An 18,392-nucleotide genomic window follows, 5' to 3' on the forward strand; every position below is an offset into this window, starting at 1 on the left:
GGTGTCTCCTTTTCAGAGCGCCAGTTGGATGAGCCGGTCGAGCACCTGCTCGCCGGAGGCGGTGACGCCGTCGTGCTCCCACTCGTTGGTCACCCACGCCCGCACGTTGCCCACGCGGGCCGCGGTCTCCAGGGAGAGCCCGGCGTCGACGTACATGTCGTCGTGGTAGACGGCGGCGGCCACGGGGACCTCGTTGGCCGCCAGCCGGTCGAGGTCGTACAGGCCGGGCCAGTCGTCGACGTGGGCGAGCAGGTGCGCGGCCTCGGCGTAGGGGCGCAGGGAGGCGATCTCCTCGAACATCCAGGGGTAGATCATCTCCCCGGTGAACGGCAGGTCCACGAAGGCCCGGTCGGCGGCCCAGGCGGTCGGCTCGCCGTACCGGCCGTAGATGCTCTCCTGCAGCACGGCGAACAGCGGGTTGCCGGTGAACCCGGTCTGCAGCATGACCCGGTAGCGGAAGTCGTGCGACAGCTCCTCGCCGTCCCAGGCGTCCTCGAGCAGCCAGTGCACGCGCTCGAAGCCGGTGCCCATCCCGAACTCCAGCCCGAGCGTGCGCAGCCGCCGCACCGTGAGCCGGTCGCCGTCGGGCAGCCGCACGTCGCCGGCCGTCAGGTGGGCCTCGATGGCCCGCATCCTGTCGGCGTCCTCGGGGTAGCGCGCGTGGAAGCGCCTGACCTTCTCCGCCACCCTCGGGTACGTCCTGGCGTACACCTCGTCCGCGGTCGCGGTCAGCCCCGGCAGGCCGCCGGTGACGTAGCAGGCCTTGAGAGCGTGCGGGGCGCGCGAGAGGTAGGTCATCGTGACGAAGCCGCCGTAGCTCTGCCCCAGGGTCTCCCAGCGCTCCACGCCGAGCTCGCGGCGGATGTGCTCGCAGTCGGCCACGATCGAGTCGGCCCTGAAGTGGCGCAGGTGGTCCGCCAGCGCCCGCTGCGAGCCGAGCCGCGCGGGGAGGCGCGGCGTGACCGGCGTGCTCCGGCCGGTGCCGCGCTGGTCGAGCAGCAGCACCCGATGGGTGCGTACGGCCCTGGCCAGCCACCCGTCGGCCGCCAGCGGCCTTGGCGACCTGCCGCCGGGCCCGCCCTGCAGGTAGAGCAGCCAGGGCAGGTCGTCGGCCTTGCGCGCGGGGTCGGCGACGGCGCGGGCGAACACCTCGATCGCGGGGCCGCCGGGGTCGGCGTGGTCGAGCGGCACGTGGAAGGTGTGGTCGGTCAGGTGGAGCCCTCTCAAGACGTTCCTCTCAGCTCAGCGGGTGGTGGCAGGCGACCTCGTGGCCGTTCTCCCGTCGCTCCAGCGGGGGCCGTTCGGCCGCGCACACGCCGGTGGCGCGGTCGCAGCGGGTGCGGAACGGGCAGCCGCTCGGCGGGGCGGCCGGGCTCGGCAGGTCGCCGGAGAGCACGACCCTGGGGCGGGTGCGCTCGATCTTCGGGTCGGGGATGGGCACGGCCGACAGCAGCGCCGCGGTGTAGGGATGGGCGGGAGCGCCGAACAGCTCCTCCCTGGAAGCGACCTCGACCACGGTGCCCAGGTACATGACGGCGATCCGGGTGCACACCTGCCGCACGGCGCCCAGGTCGTGCGCGATGAACACGTAGCCGAGGCGTTCCTGCTCCTGCAGGTCGAGCAGCAGGTTGAGGATCTGCGCCTGCACCGACACGTCCAGGGCCGACACCGGTTCGTCGCAGACGATCAGCTTCGGCCGCAGCGCCAGCGCCCGGGCGATGCCGATGCGCTGCGCCTGCCCGCCGGAGAACGTGCGCGGAAGCCGGTCGGCGTGCTCGGGCAGCAGCCCGACCCGTCGCAGCAGTTCCTCGATCTCGCCCGGCTCGGGCCGCAGCCCCTGGTAGCGGTAGGGGGCGGTGAGGATCTCGCGTACGGTCCTGGACGGGTTGAGCGACGAGTACGGATCCTGGAAGATCATCTGCAGGTCCCTGCGCACCGCCCGCAGGGCCCGTTCGCCGAGCCCGGTCAGCTCGCGCCCGGCGAAGCTGACCGTGCCCTCGGTCGGGTCGATCAGCCGGGTGATCAGCCGGGCGGTGGTGGACTTGCCGCAGCCCGATTCGCCCACCAGCCCGAGCGACTCTCCCTCGGCCACGGCGAGCGTGACGCCGTTGACCGCGGTGATCGGGCCGAAGCGTTTGACAAGGCCAGTGGCCTCCAGCAGCACGCTCATGTCACCTCCAGGCGGTGTGGCACGGGACGGTCGATGCGCGGCACCGCGGCCAGCAGCCGCCGCGTGTAGGGGTCGCGCGGGTCGTCGAACACGCTGACCGCGGGACCCCGTTCGACGGCCCGGCCGTCGTACATGACCAGCACCTCGTCGGCCATCCCCGCCACCACGCCCAGGTCGTGGGTGATGAGCAGGACGGCGGTGCCGTACTCCCGCCTCAGTTCGCCGAGCAGGGCCAGGATCTGGGCCTGCACGGTCACATCCAGCGCGGTCGTGGGCTCGTCGGCGATGATCAGCTCGGGTTCCAGGCAGAGCGCCATCGCGATCATCACGCGCTGCCGCATCCCGCCGGAGAACTGGTGCGGGTAGTCGCGGGCGCGCCTGCCCGGCTCGGGGATGCCGACGCGCTCCAGCATCCGCACCGCGACCTCGCGGGCGTTCCTTGAGCCCGTACGGCGGTGCGCGCGATACGCCTCGGCGATCTGGAAACCGACCGGGTAGTAGGGGTTGAGCGACGACAGCGGATCCTGAAAGATCATCGCCATCCGGTCACCGCGCAGCCGCCGCACCGCACGGGGCGGCGCCGACAGCAGGTCCTGCCCGCAGAAGCGGATCCGGCCGGAGACCGTGGCCTCGCGCAGCAGCCCCATCACGGCCAGGCTGGTGACCGATTTGCCGCAGCCGGACTCGCCCACCAGGCCCAGCACCTCGCCCGCGGCGACCTCCAGCGACAGCCCGTCGACCGCGCGCACCGGGCCGAAGGCGACGCGCAGGTCCTCCACACTCAGCAGGCTCATGCCGCCCCCAGCCTGATGCGCGGGTCGAGCACGGCGTAGAGCAGGTCCACGGTCAGGTTGGCCAGGACGACGAAGCCGGCGGCGAACAGCGTGACGCCCAGGATGACCGGCTGGTCGGAGCTGTTGATCGCGTCGGCGGCCAGCTTGCCGACGCCGGGCAGCCCGAACACCGACTCGGTGATGAGCGCGCCCCCGAGCAGCGCGCCCAGGTCCATGCCGAACACGGTCACGATCGGGGTGAGCGCGGGCCGCAGCGCGTGGCGGCGGATCACGGTGGCCTCCGGCAGTCCCTTGGCGCGTGCCGTACGGACGAAGTTCTGCCGCAGCGCGCCGATCAGCTCGGTGCGCGAGAGCCGCGCGTACATGCCCGCGTACAGCGTGGCCAGCGCGATCCACGGCATCAGCATCGAGGCGAACCACCCGGCCGGATCCTCGGCGAACCCCGCCACGCGCGGGTAGGGCAGCACCCGCAGCACCACGACCAGCACGTACTGCAGCACCAGCGCGGTCAGGTAGACGGGCAGCGACACCCCGCCGAGCGCCGCGGCCATCGCCGCGCGATCCCACCACGACCCCTTGCGCAGCGCGGCGAGCACGCCCGCGCCCACGCCCACCACCAGCCACAGCACGGCGGCGCCGAGCGCGATCGAGGCGCTCACCGGCAGCCTGCTGACCAGCAGCTCCCGCACCGGCACATGGGTCTGGAAGCTGAACCCCAGGCACGGCACCGGGCACTGGACGGCGGTCGCGCCGGTGCCGTAGGAGCGACCGGCCACCAGCCCCTTCAGGAACGCCGCGAACTGCTCGGGCACCGGCCGGTCCAGGCCGAGCTGCCCGCGGATCTCGGCGATCCGCTCGGGCGTGCAGGCCTTGCCGCAGGCCTGCTGCGCCGGGTCGTCGGGCGCCACGTAGAAGATCGCGAAGGTGAGCGCGCAGATGACCAGCAGGATCCCGGCCGCCGCGGCCAGCCGCCGCGCGAGGAAGGCGATCATCGCTCCCCCTGCAGGGCGTCGCCGACCAGGTGGAAGGAGAGCACCGTCACCAGCAGCAGCACCCCGGGGATCAGGAAGTAGACCGGGTCGGCGGCGTACCACGGCACCGCGGAGGCGATCATCTGCCCCCACGAGGGGGTCGGCGGCCGCACCCCCACGCCCAGGAACGACAGCCCGGCCTCCGTCGCGATGTAGCCGGGGATCGACAGCGTGGCCACGACCAGCACCGGGCCGGTCAGGTTGGGCAGGATCTCGCGGAACAGGATCGCGCCTCGCGGCGCCCCCAGCACCCTGGCCGCCTCCACGAACTCGCGCCCGGCCAGCGCCATCGCCTGCCCCCTGACGATCCTGCCGATGTACGGCCAGCCGAACAGCCCGAGCACCCCGACGAGGATCAGCTCCCGGTCGCCGTCCGGGGACACGGACATGACGGCGATCATGAAGATCAGGCTGGGGAACGACATGAGCAGGTCCATCAGCCGGCCCACCACCATGTCGGCCCACCCGCCCAGGTACCCGGCCGCCAGCCCGAGCGCGGTGCCGACGGCCGTGGACACGACGGTGGCCGCCAGCGAGATCAGCAACGAGACCTGCGCGCCCCACACGACCCTGGCCAGCACGTCCCGCCCGCTGCCCGGCTCGACACCCAGCAGGTGCTCGGGCCCGATCCCGCCCCAGCCGCCCTTGGGCAGCCCGCCCAGGGCCGGGTCGATCGCCTCGGGATGGAACTCGGTCGGCGACTGGCCGGTGGCCGCCGTGACGATCGGGGCCGCGGCGGCCGCCAGGACCAGCAGGCCGATGACGGCCGCTCCCGCGAGCGCGGCGCCTTTCAGCCTCATGCGGCGCCCTTGAGCCCGACCGTCGCGAGATCCACCCGGCCGACGAAGGCGACGTGGCCGTAGGCGCCGGTCACGTTGGGGCCGATCAGGAAGGCGGACCTGTCCCACAGGAACGGCACGATCGGGGCGTCCTTCATGATGCGGGAAGCCAGTTCGCCGTAGGCCGTGGCCGCTTCGGCGGGGTCGGTCATCGCGGCGATCTCGTCGAAGCGCCGGTCGACTTCCTTGACCGAGTACCGGGAGCGGTTCTGGTTGCCCTGTTTGACGATGGCGCGGCCGTCCAGGATGTTCGGCAGGAACGTCGACGGGCCTGTCCAGTCCGGGGTCCAGCCGTCGATGACCAGGTCGTGCTCCTGTGACAGGGTGCCCACCGTGCTCCAGTAGGCCGACGAGCTGATCTCGTTGACCTTGACGCGGATCCCCGCCCTGCCCAGGGCGGCCTGGACGGCCTCGGCCTGGGCCTTGCCGCCGGGGGTGGCGGGCGCGTCCAGGGTGAGGTCGATCCCGGCCGCGTGCCCGGACTCGGCCAGCAGCGCCTTGGCCCTGTTCACGTCCTGGGGGTAGGGGTCCTCCTGGGTGTGCCCGGGGATCGACGGCGGCAGGATCGTGGTGGCCAGGTCTCCCGCTATCGGACCTCCTCGGGTGGTCCTGAGCGCCTCCTTGTCCAGGGCGTAGGCGACGGCCTGCCGTACGCGGACGTCGTCGAGGGGCTTGCGGGCCGTGTTGAGCGCGAGGAAGCGGGTGTTGGTCGACTGGCCGAGCACCAGACGCTCCTTCAGCCGCGGGTCGGTCTGGACCTGGGCCACCGAGGCGGCGGTGATGGGCTCGAACTGGACAGCGTCGGCGTCCTCGCCCTGCGCGGCGATCATCCGCTGGTCCACCACGGCGGGGTCGAGGTTGAGATCGATGATCACCCGATCGGGCCGCGCGGTGCGCACCGGGTCGGTGGTCCTGTCCCAGTGGGGGTTGCGGACCAGCTCGATCCGCTTCTTGGGCTCGAACGAGGCGATCTTGTAGGGGCCGGAGGAGAAGGGCCGGTTGTCGTAGGCGACCCCGGCCTCCTTGTCCTTCGGCACCGGCGAGAACAGCGGCAGCGACACCGCCGAGCCGAAGTCGGCCACCGGCCGCACCAGATGGAAGACGATCGTCGCGTCATCGGGCGTCTCGATCGAGGCCAGCTCGTCACCCTGGAGCGGCCCCTTGTACGTCGACCCGCCCTTCAGCCAGGTCCGCGCGTACGGCGGGCCCTCGGGCAGCTCGGGGGCGAAGGAGCGCTCGACGCCGTACTTGACGTCCTTGCTGGTGATCGGGCGGCCGTCCTCGTACTTGACGCCGGGCTTGAGGTGGAAGGTCCAGGTCCTCGCGCCGTCGGACGGGGTGCCGAGGTCGGTGGCGAGGTCGGGCACGATCGTGCCGCCCGCGGCGCCGGGCGCGGCGGCGTTGGTGGTGAGCGTGCGGTAGATCAGGCGGGCCACGTCGATCGTCGAGGTGACGTAGTTGCGCGCCGGATCGAGATGCTCCAGGTCCAGCGGCGACAGCACGTGGAGCGTGCCGCCGCCCTTCTGCTGGACCCCGGAAGTGCTCTGCCCGCAGGCGCTCGTGACGGCGGTCATGACGGCGAGCGCGAGAAGGACACGTCTCCTCATCACCCCTCCTATGTGAAATGGCACATGTTGTTATGGCGGCATCCTGAACTCCCGGTTAACTGTCGGACAGCTCCCGAAAACCCATAACATCGGGTTATGGAGCTGGAGGTCCGCCACCTGCGCGTGATCTGCGCGGTGGCCGAGAGCGGCAGCCTCACCAAGGCCGCCAAGTCGCTGCGGCTGTCGCAGCCGGCGCTCACCGCCCAGCTGCGCAGGATCGAGTCGATGCTCGGCGGGGTGCTCTTCGACCGGACCGTGCACGGGGTGCGGCCCACCGCCTTCGGCGAGCTCGTGCTGGCCAGGGCCCGGTCGGTGCTGCCCGCCATCGACGACCTGGCACTGGGCCTGCGGGCGCTTGACCGGCCGCAGCGGCTGCGGATCGGTTCGGTCAACGCGCCGCTGCTGCCCGGGCTGGTGTCGGCGCTGCGCGGCGAGCGTTCGGGCACGACCGTCAGCACGGTCACCCGCGGGGCCTCCACCCGGCTGGTCGAGCTGGTCGAGGCCGCCCATCTGGACCTGGCCGTGGTCGGCGACTGCCCGGGGTTCGAGCTGGCCACCCGCCCCGGCGTGGTGCTGCATCCGGTGGTGACCGAGCCGACGTTCGCGATGATGGCCGCCGACCATCCGCTGGCCGCCAAGGCGGAGGTCACGTTGCGGGAGCTGGCCGGCGAGAGCTGGGTCGCGCCGCCGCCCGACGACGATCGCGTGCGGGAGTACTGGTCGACCGTCTTCCACGCCGCCGGGCTCAGGTTCCACGTGCTGCACGAGGTGGAGGGGCAGGTGCAGACCGACCTGGTGCTCGCGGGGCAGGGCATCAGCCTGTGCCAGGCGACCTTCCGCCAGCTGCCAGGGCTGGCGATCCGGCCGATCGCCGGCAACCCGCTGTGGTACCGCCACCTGCTGGCCTGGCACCGCGACGGGCCGCTGGCCGCCCGGTCCGAGGAGGTCGCCGAGGCGGCCGGTCGTGCCTATCAGACCGTGACGACCCGCAACGAGGTGTATCCGGCCTGGCTCGCGGGCTGATGGCAGGACCGCCCATACCGCCCCCTACCATCGATGACGTGAAGCTTTCGAAGGACCACCTCCTGTCGTTCTGGACTCCCACGCCGGAGTCCATGCGGGGATGGGCGCTGGCGTCCGTGGTGGTCAACGCGGGCATCACGGTGACCGGCGCGGCCGTGCGCGTCACCGGCTCGGGCCTGGGCTGCCCGACCTGGCCCAGGTGCACGCCTGACAGCTTCGTGCCCATCGCGCATCCCGAGACGGAGATGTCGACGATGCTGGTCGAGTTCGGCAACCGGCTGCTGACGTTCCTGGTGCTGGCCGTCGGCCTCGCCTGCGTCATCGCCGCGATACGGCTGGCGCCGCGCAGGAAGGCGCTGGTACGGCTGGCGCTGCTGCAGCCCGCGGGCATCGTGGCGCAGGCGCTGTGGGGCGGGCTCGTGGTGCGCAGCCTGCTCAACCCGATCACGGTGAGCGTCCACTTCCTGATCTCGATCGGGCTCATCGCCGCCTGCTGGATGCTCTACGCCCGCGCGGGCGAGGCCGACGGGCCGGCCAGGCGCACCGTGCACCGCGACATCCGCAGGCTCGGCCACGTCCTGCTGCTCGCGGTGATGGCGCTGCTCGTGGTCGGGGTCGTGGTGACGGGCACGGGCCCGCACTCGGGCGACGCGCTGGCCTCGCGCTTCCCCTTCGACATCGAGGCCGTGGCGCGCCTGCACGCCGACCTGGTCTACGTCGTGGTCGGGATGACCTTCGCGGTGCTGTTCTCGCTGCACGTCAGCAACTCGACCAGGATCGCGCGGCGGGCGGCGCTCGGCCTGCTGGTGGTCGAGCTCGCGCAGGGCGTCATCGGCTACACCCAGTACTTCCTGGCCGTGCCGGCCTTCCTGGTGGGGGTGCACGTCCTGGGCTCGACGCTGGTGTGGATCGGGGCGCTGCGGCTCGTCACGTCGCTGCGGACGCGGGGCCCGGTGGACGAGGCTCCAGCCCCCTCCCCCAGCGCGGCTACCGCCGCCGTCTGAGCCTTTGTGCCAGGGTATGTGGTGATAGGTCCGCCACTCCCCCACCGGTGCGAGGTGCCGTTTGCCTGGATTTATCGGCCGATTGGCGAAGCTGCTGGGGAATGTCCGCCACTCTCGTAAGGCGCAGCGGCGTGCCTACCAGGCGCTCGTGCTGGTCAGCGTGCTCACGCTGGCGCCGACGACCTGGGCCGTGCTCTACAGCGCGGGCCATCGGGAGGTGGCCGACACCGACGGGTGGCTGCGGCAGGTGCCCGACCTGGGGACGGCGCTGGTGCTCGGCGCCCGGGTGAACGGCGAGGAGCCGACCCCGATGCTGGCACGCAGGCTCGACATCGCCGCCGAGCTCTACCGGGCGGGCAAGGTCAAGGCCCTGCTGCTGTCGGGCGACAACAGCCGGGTCGGCTACGACGAGCCGACCACGATGCGCGACTACCTGACCGCCAGGGGCATCCCGGCGAGCGCGATGGTGCTCGACTACGCGGGATTCGACACCTGGGACTCGTGCGTGCGGGCGCGCAAGGTGTTCGGCGCGCAGCGGCTGACCGTGGTGACGCAGCTGTTCCACCTGCCCCGGGCGGTGGCGCTGTGCCGGGCGGCAGGCCTGGAGACGTACGGGGTGGGCGACGACTCGGCCAAGCAGTGGCCCGCGCCGACCTACAGCTACGCCGTGCGCGAGCTGTTCGCCACGGGCAAGGCCGTGGCCGACGCGCTGGTGTTCAAGTCCGATCCGGTCTTCCCCGGCCCTCCCGAGACGTCGCTGCGCCGCGTGCTCGCAGGTTGAAACACCAAAAGATGCCGATCTTCGGCGGCGTTTCTGGCAATTCCGCGACCTATCACGATCTTTGATCACTGGTTACATTCCAGGTCGGCCCGCGCAGCTCGTCATCCCGGGGGGGTCCGGGTTCTCCGCCGAACCTGTGCGGTGCGATGTTGACAGGAAGCCTCCGGCGCGTGGCGAGCGCAGCCTCGACGAGGAGGTTCGTTCGTGTTATCCAGTTCCGGCTTAACCCGTGCGTTAAGGCTGGCATCGGTGACGGTCACCCTAGGGGTCGTCGTCGCCATGGTCCCGGCCTCGGCGCACGCCACCCCGCCCCCATCACCCTCGAAATGGAAGGCCACCGCCATCACCGGCGGCCAGCTCACCGACGGGGCCAAGTCCGATACGGGCAAGCTCGCCAAGAGCGACCAGTCGCTGCTGAAGTCCACCTCGGCCGCGCCGGTCACGGTCATGGTCAAGCTCGACTACGACTCGCTCGCCGCCTACCGCGGCGGCCTCCCCGGCCTGCCTGGCACCAGCCCCGCCGTCACCGGCAAGTCCCTGGACATCAAGAGCGCCGACGCCAAGAAGTACGACAAGCACATCGAGGACGTGGAGAACGCCTTCCTCGGCGAGCTGGCCAAGAAGGTGCCAGGAGCCGTGGTCGGCCAGCGCGTCAGGACCGTCTACGGCGGCATCGCGCTCAAGATCCCCGCCGACAAGGCGGCCGACGTCCTGAAGCTGCCCGGCGCGGTGGCCATCCAGGAGGACAAGCCGCAGCAGCTGCTCACCGACTCCAGCCCCAGCTTCATCGGCGCCGACGCCATCTACAGCCAGCTCGGCGGCAGCGGCTCCTCGGGCAAGGGCGTGATCGTCGGCGACCTGGACTCCGGCGCCTGGCCCGAGCACCCCTCCTTCGCCGCCAACCCGTCGCTGCCCGCGCCCGCGCCCACCAAGGACGGCACGCCGCGGGTCTGCAACTTCGGCGACAACCCGCTGACCCCGGCCAACGACCCGTTCGCGTGCAACAACAAGCTGATCGGCGGGCGGCCGTTCCTGGACACCTACAACGCCGTCATCGGCGGCGAGGTCTACCCGGACAGCGCCCGCGACTCCAACGGGCACGGCACGCACACCGCCACCACCGCCGCCGGCGGCCCGGTGGCCGACGCGAACCCGCTGGGCATCAGCCGCGGCCCCATCCACGGCATCGCCCCGGCCGCCGAGGTCTCGGTCTACAAGGTCTGCGGCGCGCAGGGCTGCTTCCCCTCCGACTCGGCGCAGGCCGTCGGGCGGGCCATCCTGGACGGCGTCCGCGTCATCAACTTCTCCATCTCCGGCGGCAGCGACCCGTTCAGCGACCCGGTCGAGCTGGCCTTCCTGGACGCCTACGCCGCGGGCGTGCTGGTGTCCGCGTCGGCGGGCAACTCCGGGCCCGGCGCGAACACCACCGACCACCGCAGCCCGTGGGTGACCACGGTGGCGGCCTCGACGCAGTCCAGGACCTTCCAGTCGACCATCACGCTGAAGGGTTCCGGCGGCGCCACAGCCACGATCAAGGGTGCCTCGATCACCGCCGGGCTCAGCTCTCCGCTGCCGGTGGTGCTTGCCTCGGCGCCGCCGTACAACAACGCGCTGTGTACCGTCCCGGCTCCCCCCGGGCTGTTCGTCGGGAAGATCGTCGCCTGTGAGCGCGGCCCCAACCGGGCGCTGAAGGGCTTCAACGTCAGGCAGGGCGGCGCCGCGGGGATGATCCTGTACAACAGCTTCCCGTTCGACGTGTTCACCGACGCGCACTGGATCCCGTCGGTGCACATCGACAAGCCGGAGGCCGACACCCTGCTCAGCTTCCTGTCCGCCAATCCCGGCGCGACCGCGTCGTTCACCCAGGGGACGAAGGCCACCTGGCAGGGCGACGTGATGACGTACTTCTCCTCGCGTGGCCCCGGCGGTGACTTCCTCAAGCCGGACGTGACCGCGCCCGGTCTGCACATCCTGGCCGGCCAGACGCCGACGCCCGAGTCCGCGGCCGAGGGCCCGCCCGGCAACCTCTACCAGGTGATCGCCGGCACCTCGATGTCGGCGCCGCACGTGACGGGTTCCGCGGCGCTGCTGTTCGCGCTGCACCCGGACTGGACTCCCGGCCAGGTCAAGTCGGCCCTGGAGACCACCGCCACGACCGCGGTCACCAAGCCCGACCGCAGCACGCCGTCGGACCCGTTCGACCGCGGCGGCGGCCGGATCGACCTGACCAAGGCCGGTGACCCCGGGCTGACCCTGGACGAGACGGCGGCCAACTTCGCCGCCTCGGCGGCCGATCCGCTCAACAGGATCGACCTCAACCTGCCGTCGGTGAACGCGCCGATCATGCCGGGCGTCATCACCGCCAAGCGCACGGTCACCAACGTGACGAACAAGACGCTCACGTTCACCGCGACCGGCAAGACCGTCAGCGGCGCCAACATCACGGTGCTGCCGCCGGCGTTCAGCCTCAAGCCCGGCAAGAGCGCCAAGCTGACCGTGGTCATCACCGCGCCGGACCTGGCCAACGGGCAGTACTTCGGCCAGGTGGACCTCAAGCAGGTAGGCGGCTCCAGGGCGCTCCACCTGCCGGTGGCGTTCTTCCGCCAGCAGGGCGCGGTGCCGGTGGACCAGACCTGCGCCCCGGCCACGATCCCGCGCGGCACGGGCGAGTCGACCTGTACGGTCACCGTCCGCAACAACACCTTCAAGGACACCGAGGTGACCGCGCTCAGCACGCTCGACTCGCGGCTGCGGCTCAACAGCGTGACCGGAGCGACCCAGATCGGCAGCCAGGTCGCCACCGCCAAGGCGACGCTGACGGCCAAGCAGCCGGACAAGCCGGTCATCTCCCCCGGCGCCGGCCCGGCGGGCTACCTGCCGCTGGACGCGTTCGGGATCACCCCGCAGCCGATCGGTGACGAGCAGGCGCTGAACTTCACGGTGCCCGCCTACACCTTCGCGGGCAAGACCTACACCCGCCTCGGCGTCGTGTCCGACGGCTACACCGTCGCGGGCGGCACCAACGGCGCGGACGACATCGCGTCCACGCCGCAGACGCTGCCCGATCCGGCCAGGCCCAACGCGGTGCTCGCGCCGTACTGGACCGACCTGGACGGCACCGGCGCTCCCGGCATCTACATCGCGAACCTGACCGACGGCGTCAGCAGCTGGATCGTCGTCGAGTGGCGGCTGAACATCTTCGGCAGCACGGCGCAGAAGGTGTTCCAGCAGTGGATCGGGATCAACGGAGCGGAGGACATCAGCTACGCCTACGACCCGGGCAACCTGCCCGGCAGCCCGCCCGCGGGCTTCGGCCTGACCGTCGGCGCGGAGAACGACGAGGGCACGGGCGGCAGCCAGATCACCGGCCCGCCCACGCAGGACCTGGTCGTCCACAGCACGCCGGGCGCCCCCGGCGGCATCCTGACCTACACGATGAAGGTCAAGGGCGTCAGCACCGGGGTCGGCAGCGTGACCACGGCCACCTCGACCGACGAGGTCAAGGGCATCACCGTGGAGGTCGACAAGATCACCGTTCAGTGAGTCACTGACTGAGCCGCGGACGGCCCGTCCGTCCGCGGCTCAGCCGCGACCTGGGACGGGGTTGGGGAAGTCGGCGCGGGCGGCGCTCATGCACTCAAGCAGCGCCCGCTGCTCGGTGTGGAAGGTCTGCTCGTCGACGATGCGGCGGGCGGCCCGCTCGTGCAGCAGGCCCAGCTCGGTGGCCGCCAGCTGGTAGTCCTTCATCGCCTGCAGGGCGCGCTTGCCGCCGCGGCTGCTTGCCCACTGGCGGGCCCGGCGCCGCCGCGACAGCGCCGACAGCATGTGGACGTCGGCCGGGGTGACCAGGCGGGTCGGCTCGTAGGGCGGCAGATAGCGCTGCAGCAGCCCGACGACGCGGCGCCGGTCGCGGAAGACCACGCCGATCAGTACCAGCAGCACGACCAGCAGGATCAGGTAGGCCACGACCAGCCCTTGGAAGCCGCCGTAGGAGGCCAGGCCGTTCCACAGGCCGTGCAGCGTCATGGCGCCGATCCAGCCGACGAGGATGATGAAGACCCGCCCGGGGCCGCTGCGCTGCGCGGCATAGGCCACCGCGACGCCGATCATCGAGGTGAACAGCGGGTGCGCGAACGGCGACAGGATGCCGCGCAGCACCACGGTCACCGCCAGCCCGGCAGCCCCCGCCTCGGAGTTGAGCGCGGCCAGGTAGTAGCTGACGTTCTCGCTCATCGCGAAGCCGAGCCCGACCATGCTGGCGTAGATGATGCCGTCGGTCGGCCCGTCGAGCTCGGCCCGGCGGAACCTCAGTATCCCGAGCAGCACCAGGCCCTTCATGGTCTCCTCGACCGGGGGCGCGCCGAACGTGGCGGCGATGTTGCGCGCGCTGGCCTGGGAGATCCCCGCGGTGTCGACGATGTAGTGCAGGTTCAGCGAGTTGATGATGCCCGCCGCCAGCACGGCGACGCCCATGCCCCAGGCGAAGGCGAAGATCAGGTTGCTGCGCGGCTCCGGCTCGAGCCGGTCGAGCGCCAGCACGGCCGCCAGCAGCAGCGGCACCGGGGCGATCGCGAGCACCAGCGCGATGGCGAACTGCACGGGCGCGCCGTTGATCACGTCGAAGGAGAGCGAGACGATCGCGCAGATGCCCGTCAGGACCAACCCGAAGATCAACGCGAACGAGGGGCGGTCTTTGAACACCCAGCGTGGATCACGGGACGCCATAGAGTGACTTTAACTGATCAGGCCATCAGGCGAGGAGCGGGTCGATCGCGACCGCGAGGAAAAGCAGCGCCAGGTAGGCGTTGGACCAGTGGAAGAAGCGCATCGGCCGCAGGTCGACGCCGGTCTTGCCGGAGTTGAGGCGGCCCAGCAGGCGGTGCACCTCCCACAGGCACATCGCGCCCAGGACGGCCGCCACGATCGGGTAGAACATCGTGGTGTGCGCCACCGGCCACAGCAGCAGGGAGCAGATCACGGTCGCCCAGGTGTAGACGATCGACTCGATGATCACGCGGCGCTCGGTGGCGACCACCGGCAGCATGGGCACCTCGGCCGCCGCGTAGTCCTCCTTGTAGCGCATGGCCAGGGTCCAGGTGTGCGGCGGCGTCCAGAAGAACACCACGCCGAACAGCACCAGCGGCGCCCAGTCGAGCCGCTCGGTGATGCCCGCCCAGCCGATCATCACGGGCATGCAGCCGGCGATGCCGCCCCAGACGATGTTCTGCGCGGTGCGCCGCTTGAGGATCATGGAGTAGACCAGCACGTAGAACAGGATCGCGGCCGTCGACAGCGTCGCAGCGAGCCAGTTCGTGGTCACCCAGAGTCCAATTGTGGACAAAATTCCCAGCACGATGCCGAAGACGAGGGCGCCGCGGGGCGAGACCTGGTGCCGGGCAAGCGGCCTGCGCCTGGTGCGGCGCATCTTGACGTCGATGTCACGGTCGACGTAGCAGTTGAGCGCGTTGGCGCTGCCCGCCGACAGCGTGCCGAACACCATGACCGCCACGGACGTCCACAGGGGCGGCAGGCCGTGCGCGGCCAGGAACATCACGGGCAGGGTCGTGATCAGCAGCAGCTCGATGATCCGCGGCTTGGTCAGCGCGATGTAGGCCTTGACGACCGTGGCGAAGCTGCGCGGCGTCTCGGGCGCGCGCGCGGGGGCCGTCGTCTGCCTATTGGTGAGCACCGTCAAGGCGCTTCCAGCACAAGCGGAGTCAACGCGTAACCTCTGAATTAGAGCGGATCCATGGTGGGACAACCAAACTGTAGTGGCAGGGATGGCCGGTCCAGCCAAAGGGGGGTCTTGACCGCTCTGTGACACGCACTGCGTGGAGTGGGGGAATCGATCAACGACCCGACTCGGTTAGGGTCCGATGTGGGCGGGAAATGCCGACCGGCTACCACCAATGACAACTAGATTCCGGAGATCGAGCAGTTGAGCACCGAACTCGTGCCAGCCCTTGAATGGACCGACCTCGACAAGAAGTCGGTCGACGTCGTTCGAGCCCTGGCGATGGACGCAGTGGAGAAGGCGGGCTCGGGACATCCCGGCACCGCCATGAGTCTGGCCCCCGCCGCATACCTGCTGTTCCAGCGTACGATGCGCCACGATCCGACGGACGCGACGTGGCTGGGCCGCGACCGTTTCGTCCTGTCGTGCGGCCACTCAAGCCTGACGCTGTACATCCAGCTGTACCTGTCGGGCTACGGCCTGACGCTCGAGGACCTGGAGCGGCTGCGTCAGTGGGACAGCCTCACCCCCGGCCACCCGGAGCACGGGCACACGGTCGGCGTGGAGACCACCACGGGTCCCCTGGGCCAGGGACTGGGCAACGCGGTCGGCATGGCGATGGCCGCCCGTCGCGAGCGCGGTCTGTTCGACCCCGACGCCGCGCCGGGCACCTCGCCCTTCGACCACCACATCTGGTGCTTCGTCAGCGACGGCGACATCGAGGAGGGCATCAGCCACGAGGCCAGCTCGATCGCCGGCCATCAGAAGCTGGGCAACCTCATCGTCCTCTACGACGACAACCACATCTCCATCGAGGACGACACGCTGATCGCCAAGTCCGAGGACGTGCTCAAGCGTTACGAGGCCTACGGCTGGCACACGCTCAGCGTCGACTGGACCGAGACCGGCGACTACGTCGAGAACGTCGAGGCGCTGCACCAGGCGCTCGAGGCGGCCAAGGCGGAGACCGACAAGCCCAGCTTCATCCGGCTGCGCACGATCATCGGCTGGCCTGCGCCCAACAAGCAGAACACCGGCAAGATCCACGGCGCCGCGCTCGGCGACGAGGAGGTGGCCGCCACCAAGCGGATCATGGGCATGGACCCGGGCAAGACCTTCGACGTGCCCGCCGACGTGCTCGAGCACGCCCGCCAGGTGGCCGACCGCGGCCGCGAGGCCCACGCCGAGTGGGAGAAGGGCTACGCCAACTGGCGCGTGGCCAACCCCGAGCGGGCCGCCGAGTACGACCGCATCTCCCGCCGGCAGCTGCCGAACGGCTGGGCCAAGGCGCTGCCCGAGTTCGACACGGGCGGCTCGATGGCCACCCGCAAGGCCTCGGGCGAGGTGCTCAACTCGCTGGCCAGGGTGCTGCCCGAGCTGTGGGGCGGCTCGGCCGACCTGGCCGAGTCGAACAACACCACGATGAAGGGCGAGCCGTCCTTCATCCCCGAGGAGTACCAGACCAAGGAGTTCCCGGGTAACCGCTACGGCCGGACGCTGCACTTCGGCATCCGCGAGCACGCCATGGGCGCCATTCTGAACGGCATCGCGCTGCACGGCGGCACCCGCCCCTACGGCGGCACGTTCCTGGTCTTCTCCGACTACATGCGGCCGTCGGTACGGCTGGCGGCGCTGATGAAGCTGCCCGTCACCTACGTCTGGACGCACGACTCCATCGGCCTGGGCGAGGACGGCCCGACCCACCAGCCGGTCGAGCACCTGTGGGCGCTGCGCGCGATCCCCGGCCTGGACGTGGTGCGCCCGGCCGACGCCAACGAGACGGCCGCGGCGTGGAGGACGATCCTCGAGCACACCGACAGGCCCGCCGCGCTGGCCCTGACCCGGCAGAACATGCCGGTCTACGAGGGCACCAACGCCGACGGCGTGGCCCGGGGCGGCTACATCCTGCGCGAGGCCTCCACCGGCCAGCCGCGTGTGATCCTCATCGCCACGGGCAGTGAGGTGGAGCTGGCCATGGGCGGCCGCGACCTGCTCGAGGCGCAGGGCATCCCGACGCGGGTGGTGTCGATGCCGTGCGTGGAGTGGTTCCACGCACAGGACCACGCCTACCGCAACGCGGTGCTGCCGCCGTCGGTCAAGGCGCGTGTGTCGGTCGAGGCCGGCATCGCGCTCGGCTGGCGGGAGTTCGTCGGCGAGCACGGCGACTCGGTCAGCCTCGAGCACTTCGGCGCCTCGGCACCGTACCGGACGCTGTACGAGCAGTTCGGCCTGACGGCGGACCGGGTGGCCGCGGCCGCCAAGTCCAGCCTTGCCAAGCTGGGCCACGACAAGGGCGAGACGACGGGAAACTGAGATGAGTAGCGAGATCCTCAACAAGCTGTCGGGTCAGGGCGTATCCATCTGGCTCGACGACATCAGCCGCGACCGGCTGCGCACCGGCAACCTGGAGCAGCTGATCCGGGACAAGAACGTGGTGGGGGTCACCTCCAACCCGACGATCTTCGCCGGCGCGCTGGGCAAGGGCGACGCCTACAACAGCCAGCTGCACGACCTGGCCGTGCGGGGCGTGGAGGTGGGCGAGGCGGTACGCGCCATCACCACCTACGACATCCGGTGGGCCGCCGACGTGCTGCGCCCGGTGTTCGACGCCACGCAGGGCACGGACGGCCGCGTGTCGCTCGAGGTCGACCCGCGCCTGGCCCGCGAGACCGAGAAGACCGTGGCCGAGGCGCGCGCCCTGTGGTGGATGGTCGACAGGCCGAACCTGTTCATCAAGATCCCGGCCACCCTGGAGGGCCTGCCGGCCATCACGCAGGCGCTGGCCGAGGGCATCAGCGTGAACGTGACGCTGATCTTCTCGCTCGAGCGCTACCGCCAGGTCATGGACGCCTGGCTGGCCGGTCTCGAGGCCGCGCAGGCCAAGGGGCTGAACCTGGCCACCATCGAGTCGGTCGCCTCGTTCTTCGTCAGCCGCGTCGACACCGAGATCGACAAGCGGCTGGACAAGCTGGGCAAGGCGGAGCTGAAGGGCAAGGCGGGCATCGCCAACGCGCGCCTGGCCTACGCCGCCTTCGAGGAGGTCATGAACTCCGAGCGCTGGCAGCGGCTGCGGGCCGCGGGCGCCCGGCCGCAGCGGCCGCTGTGGGCCTCGACCGGTGTCAAGAACCCGGACTACGTCGACACCATGTACGTCGACGAGCTCGTCGCCCCCGGGACGGTCAACACCATGCCGGAGAAGACGCTCGACGCCACGGGCGACCACGGCCGCATCCAGGGCGACACCATCCGCCCCTTCTACGAGCAGGCCTGGAACACCATGGCCGCGCTCAAGGAGGCCGGCGTCGACTACGACGACGTGGTGAAGGTGCTCGAGGACGAGGGCGTGGAGAAGTTCGAGGCCTCCTGGAACGAGCTCCTGGAGAGCGTCAAGAAGAACCTGGTCGTCTAG

General features: G+C 70.9%; 14 protein-coding genes. 6 read left to right on the forward strand and 8 right to left on the reverse strand.

Annotated features, from left to right (window positions below; translation table 11 throughout):
- Positions 1-12 precede the first annotated feature (12 nt).
- The 6 genes from KIK09_RS37100 to KIK09_RS37125 are packed head-to-tail and all read right to left on the reverse strand — an operon-like array spanning position 13 to position 6,441.
- Entirely contained in the window at positions 13-1,227 is a 1,215-nt protein-coding gene (locus tag KIK09_RS37100) for an alpha/beta fold hydrolase (RefSeq protein WP_214324112.1), read from the reverse strand.
- A 10-nt stretch (positions 1,228-1,237) separates the two neighbouring features.
- Positions 1,238-2,170 (reverse strand): ABC transporter ATP-binding protein, encoded by a 933-nt coding sequence (locus KIK09_RS37105; RefSeq protein WP_214324113.1) that lies wholly within the window; start codon positions 2,168-2,170, stop codon positions 1,238-1,240.
- A complete protein-coding gene (locus KIK09_RS37110; RefSeq protein WP_214324114.1) occupies positions 2,167-2,964 on the reverse strand; it encodes an ABC transporter ATP-binding protein in 798 nt (265 codons plus the stop codon). The genes KIK09_RS37105 and KIK09_RS37110 overlap by 4 nt, the downstream gene beginning before the upstream one ends.
- A complete protein-coding gene (locus KIK09_RS37115) occupies positions 2,961-3,956 on the reverse strand; it encodes an ABC transporter permease (RefSeq protein ID WP_214324115.1) in 996 nt (331 codons plus the stop codon). Before KIK09_RS37115 ends, KIK09_RS37110 begins: the two co-directional genes overlap by 4 nt.
- Complete coding sequence (locus KIK09_RS37120; protein WP_214324116.1) at positions 3,953-4,795, reverse strand: ABC transporter permease; 843 nt, start codon at positions 4,793-4,795, stop codon at positions 3,953-3,955. The genes KIK09_RS37115 and KIK09_RS37120 overlap by 4 nt, the downstream gene beginning before the upstream one ends.
- The gene (locus KIK09_RS37125) at positions 4,792-6,441 is read right to left on the reverse strand and encodes an ABC transporter substrate-binding protein (protein ID WP_214324117.1); all 1,650 of its coding nucleotides are present in this window, start codon (positions 6,439-6,441) and stop codon (positions 4,792-4,794) included. Before KIK09_RS37125 ends, KIK09_RS37120 begins: the two co-directional genes overlap by 4 nt.
- Positions 6,442-6,537: 96 nt before the next feature.
- Here KIK09_RS37125 and KIK09_RS37130 point away from each other — a divergent pair, with 96 nt between their 5' ends.
- The 4 genes from KIK09_RS37130 to KIK09_RS37145 all read left to right on the forward strand — a co-directional run bounded on the left by KIK09_RS37130 (position 6,538) and on the right by KIK09_RS37145 (position 12,792).
- Positions 6,538-7,464 (forward strand): LysR family transcriptional regulator, encoded by a 927-nt coding sequence (locus KIK09_RS37130; RefSeq protein ID WP_214324118.1) that lies wholly within the window; start codon positions 6,538-6,540, stop codon positions 7,462-7,464.
- A 38-nt stretch (positions 7,465-7,502) separates the two neighbouring features.
- Positions 7,503-8,468: a COX15/CtaA family protein gene (locus tag KIK09_RS37135; protein WP_308164534.1), complete on the forward strand. Its 966-nt coding sequence runs from the start codon at positions 7,503-7,505 to the stop codon at positions 8,466-8,468.
- Positions 8,469-8,550: 82 nt separating this feature from the next.
- Positions 8,551-9,249 (forward strand): SanA/YdcF family protein, encoded by a 699-nt coding sequence (locus tag KIK09_RS37140; RefSeq protein WP_250574299.1) that lies wholly within the window; start codon positions 8,551-8,553, stop codon positions 9,247-9,249.
- Positions 9,250-9,498: 249 nt separating this feature from the next.
- Positions 9,499-12,792, forward strand: coding sequence for a S8 family serine peptidase (locus KIK09_RS37145; protein ID WP_308164535.1), 3,294 nt, complete (start codon positions 9,499-9,501; stop codon positions 12,790-12,792).
- A 39-nt stretch (positions 12,793-12,831) separates the two neighbouring features.
- On the opposite strand, the gene KIK09_RS37150 is transcribed toward KIK09_RS37145, so the two are convergent.
- Complete coding sequence (locus KIK09_RS37150; RefSeq protein WP_214324121.1) at positions 12,832-13,974, reverse strand: PrsW family intramembrane metalloprotease; 1,143 nt, start codon at positions 13,972-13,974, stop codon at positions 12,832-12,834.
- A 25-nt stretch (positions 13,975-13,999) separates the two neighbouring features.
- Entirely contained in the window at positions 14,000-14,944 is a 945-nt protein-coding gene (locus tag KIK09_RS37155) for a heme o synthase (RefSeq protein WP_214324122.1), read from the reverse strand.
- Between the two features lie 321 nt (positions 14,945-15,265).
- Between KIK09_RS37155 and tkt the strand changes: the two genes are divergently transcribed.
- On the forward strand, positions 15,266-17,296 hold the full coding sequence (gene tkt / locus KIK09_RS37160) for a transketolase (RefSeq protein ID WP_250574422.1): 2,031 nt from the start codon (positions 15,266-15,268) through the stop codon (positions 17,294-17,296).
- Between the two features lies 1 nt (position 17,297).
- Positions 17,298-18,392: a transaldolase gene (gene tal, locus KIK09_RS37165; RefSeq protein ID WP_214324124.1), complete on the forward strand. Its 1,095-nt coding sequence runs from the start codon at positions 17,298-17,300 to the stop codon at positions 18,390-18,392.

It is taken from the genome of Nonomuraea sediminis, from assembly GCF_018531495.1.
GTDB classification, from domain to species: domain Bacteria; phylum Actinomycetota; class Actinomycetes; order Streptosporangiales; family Streptosporangiaceae; genus Nonomuraea; species Nonomuraea sediminis.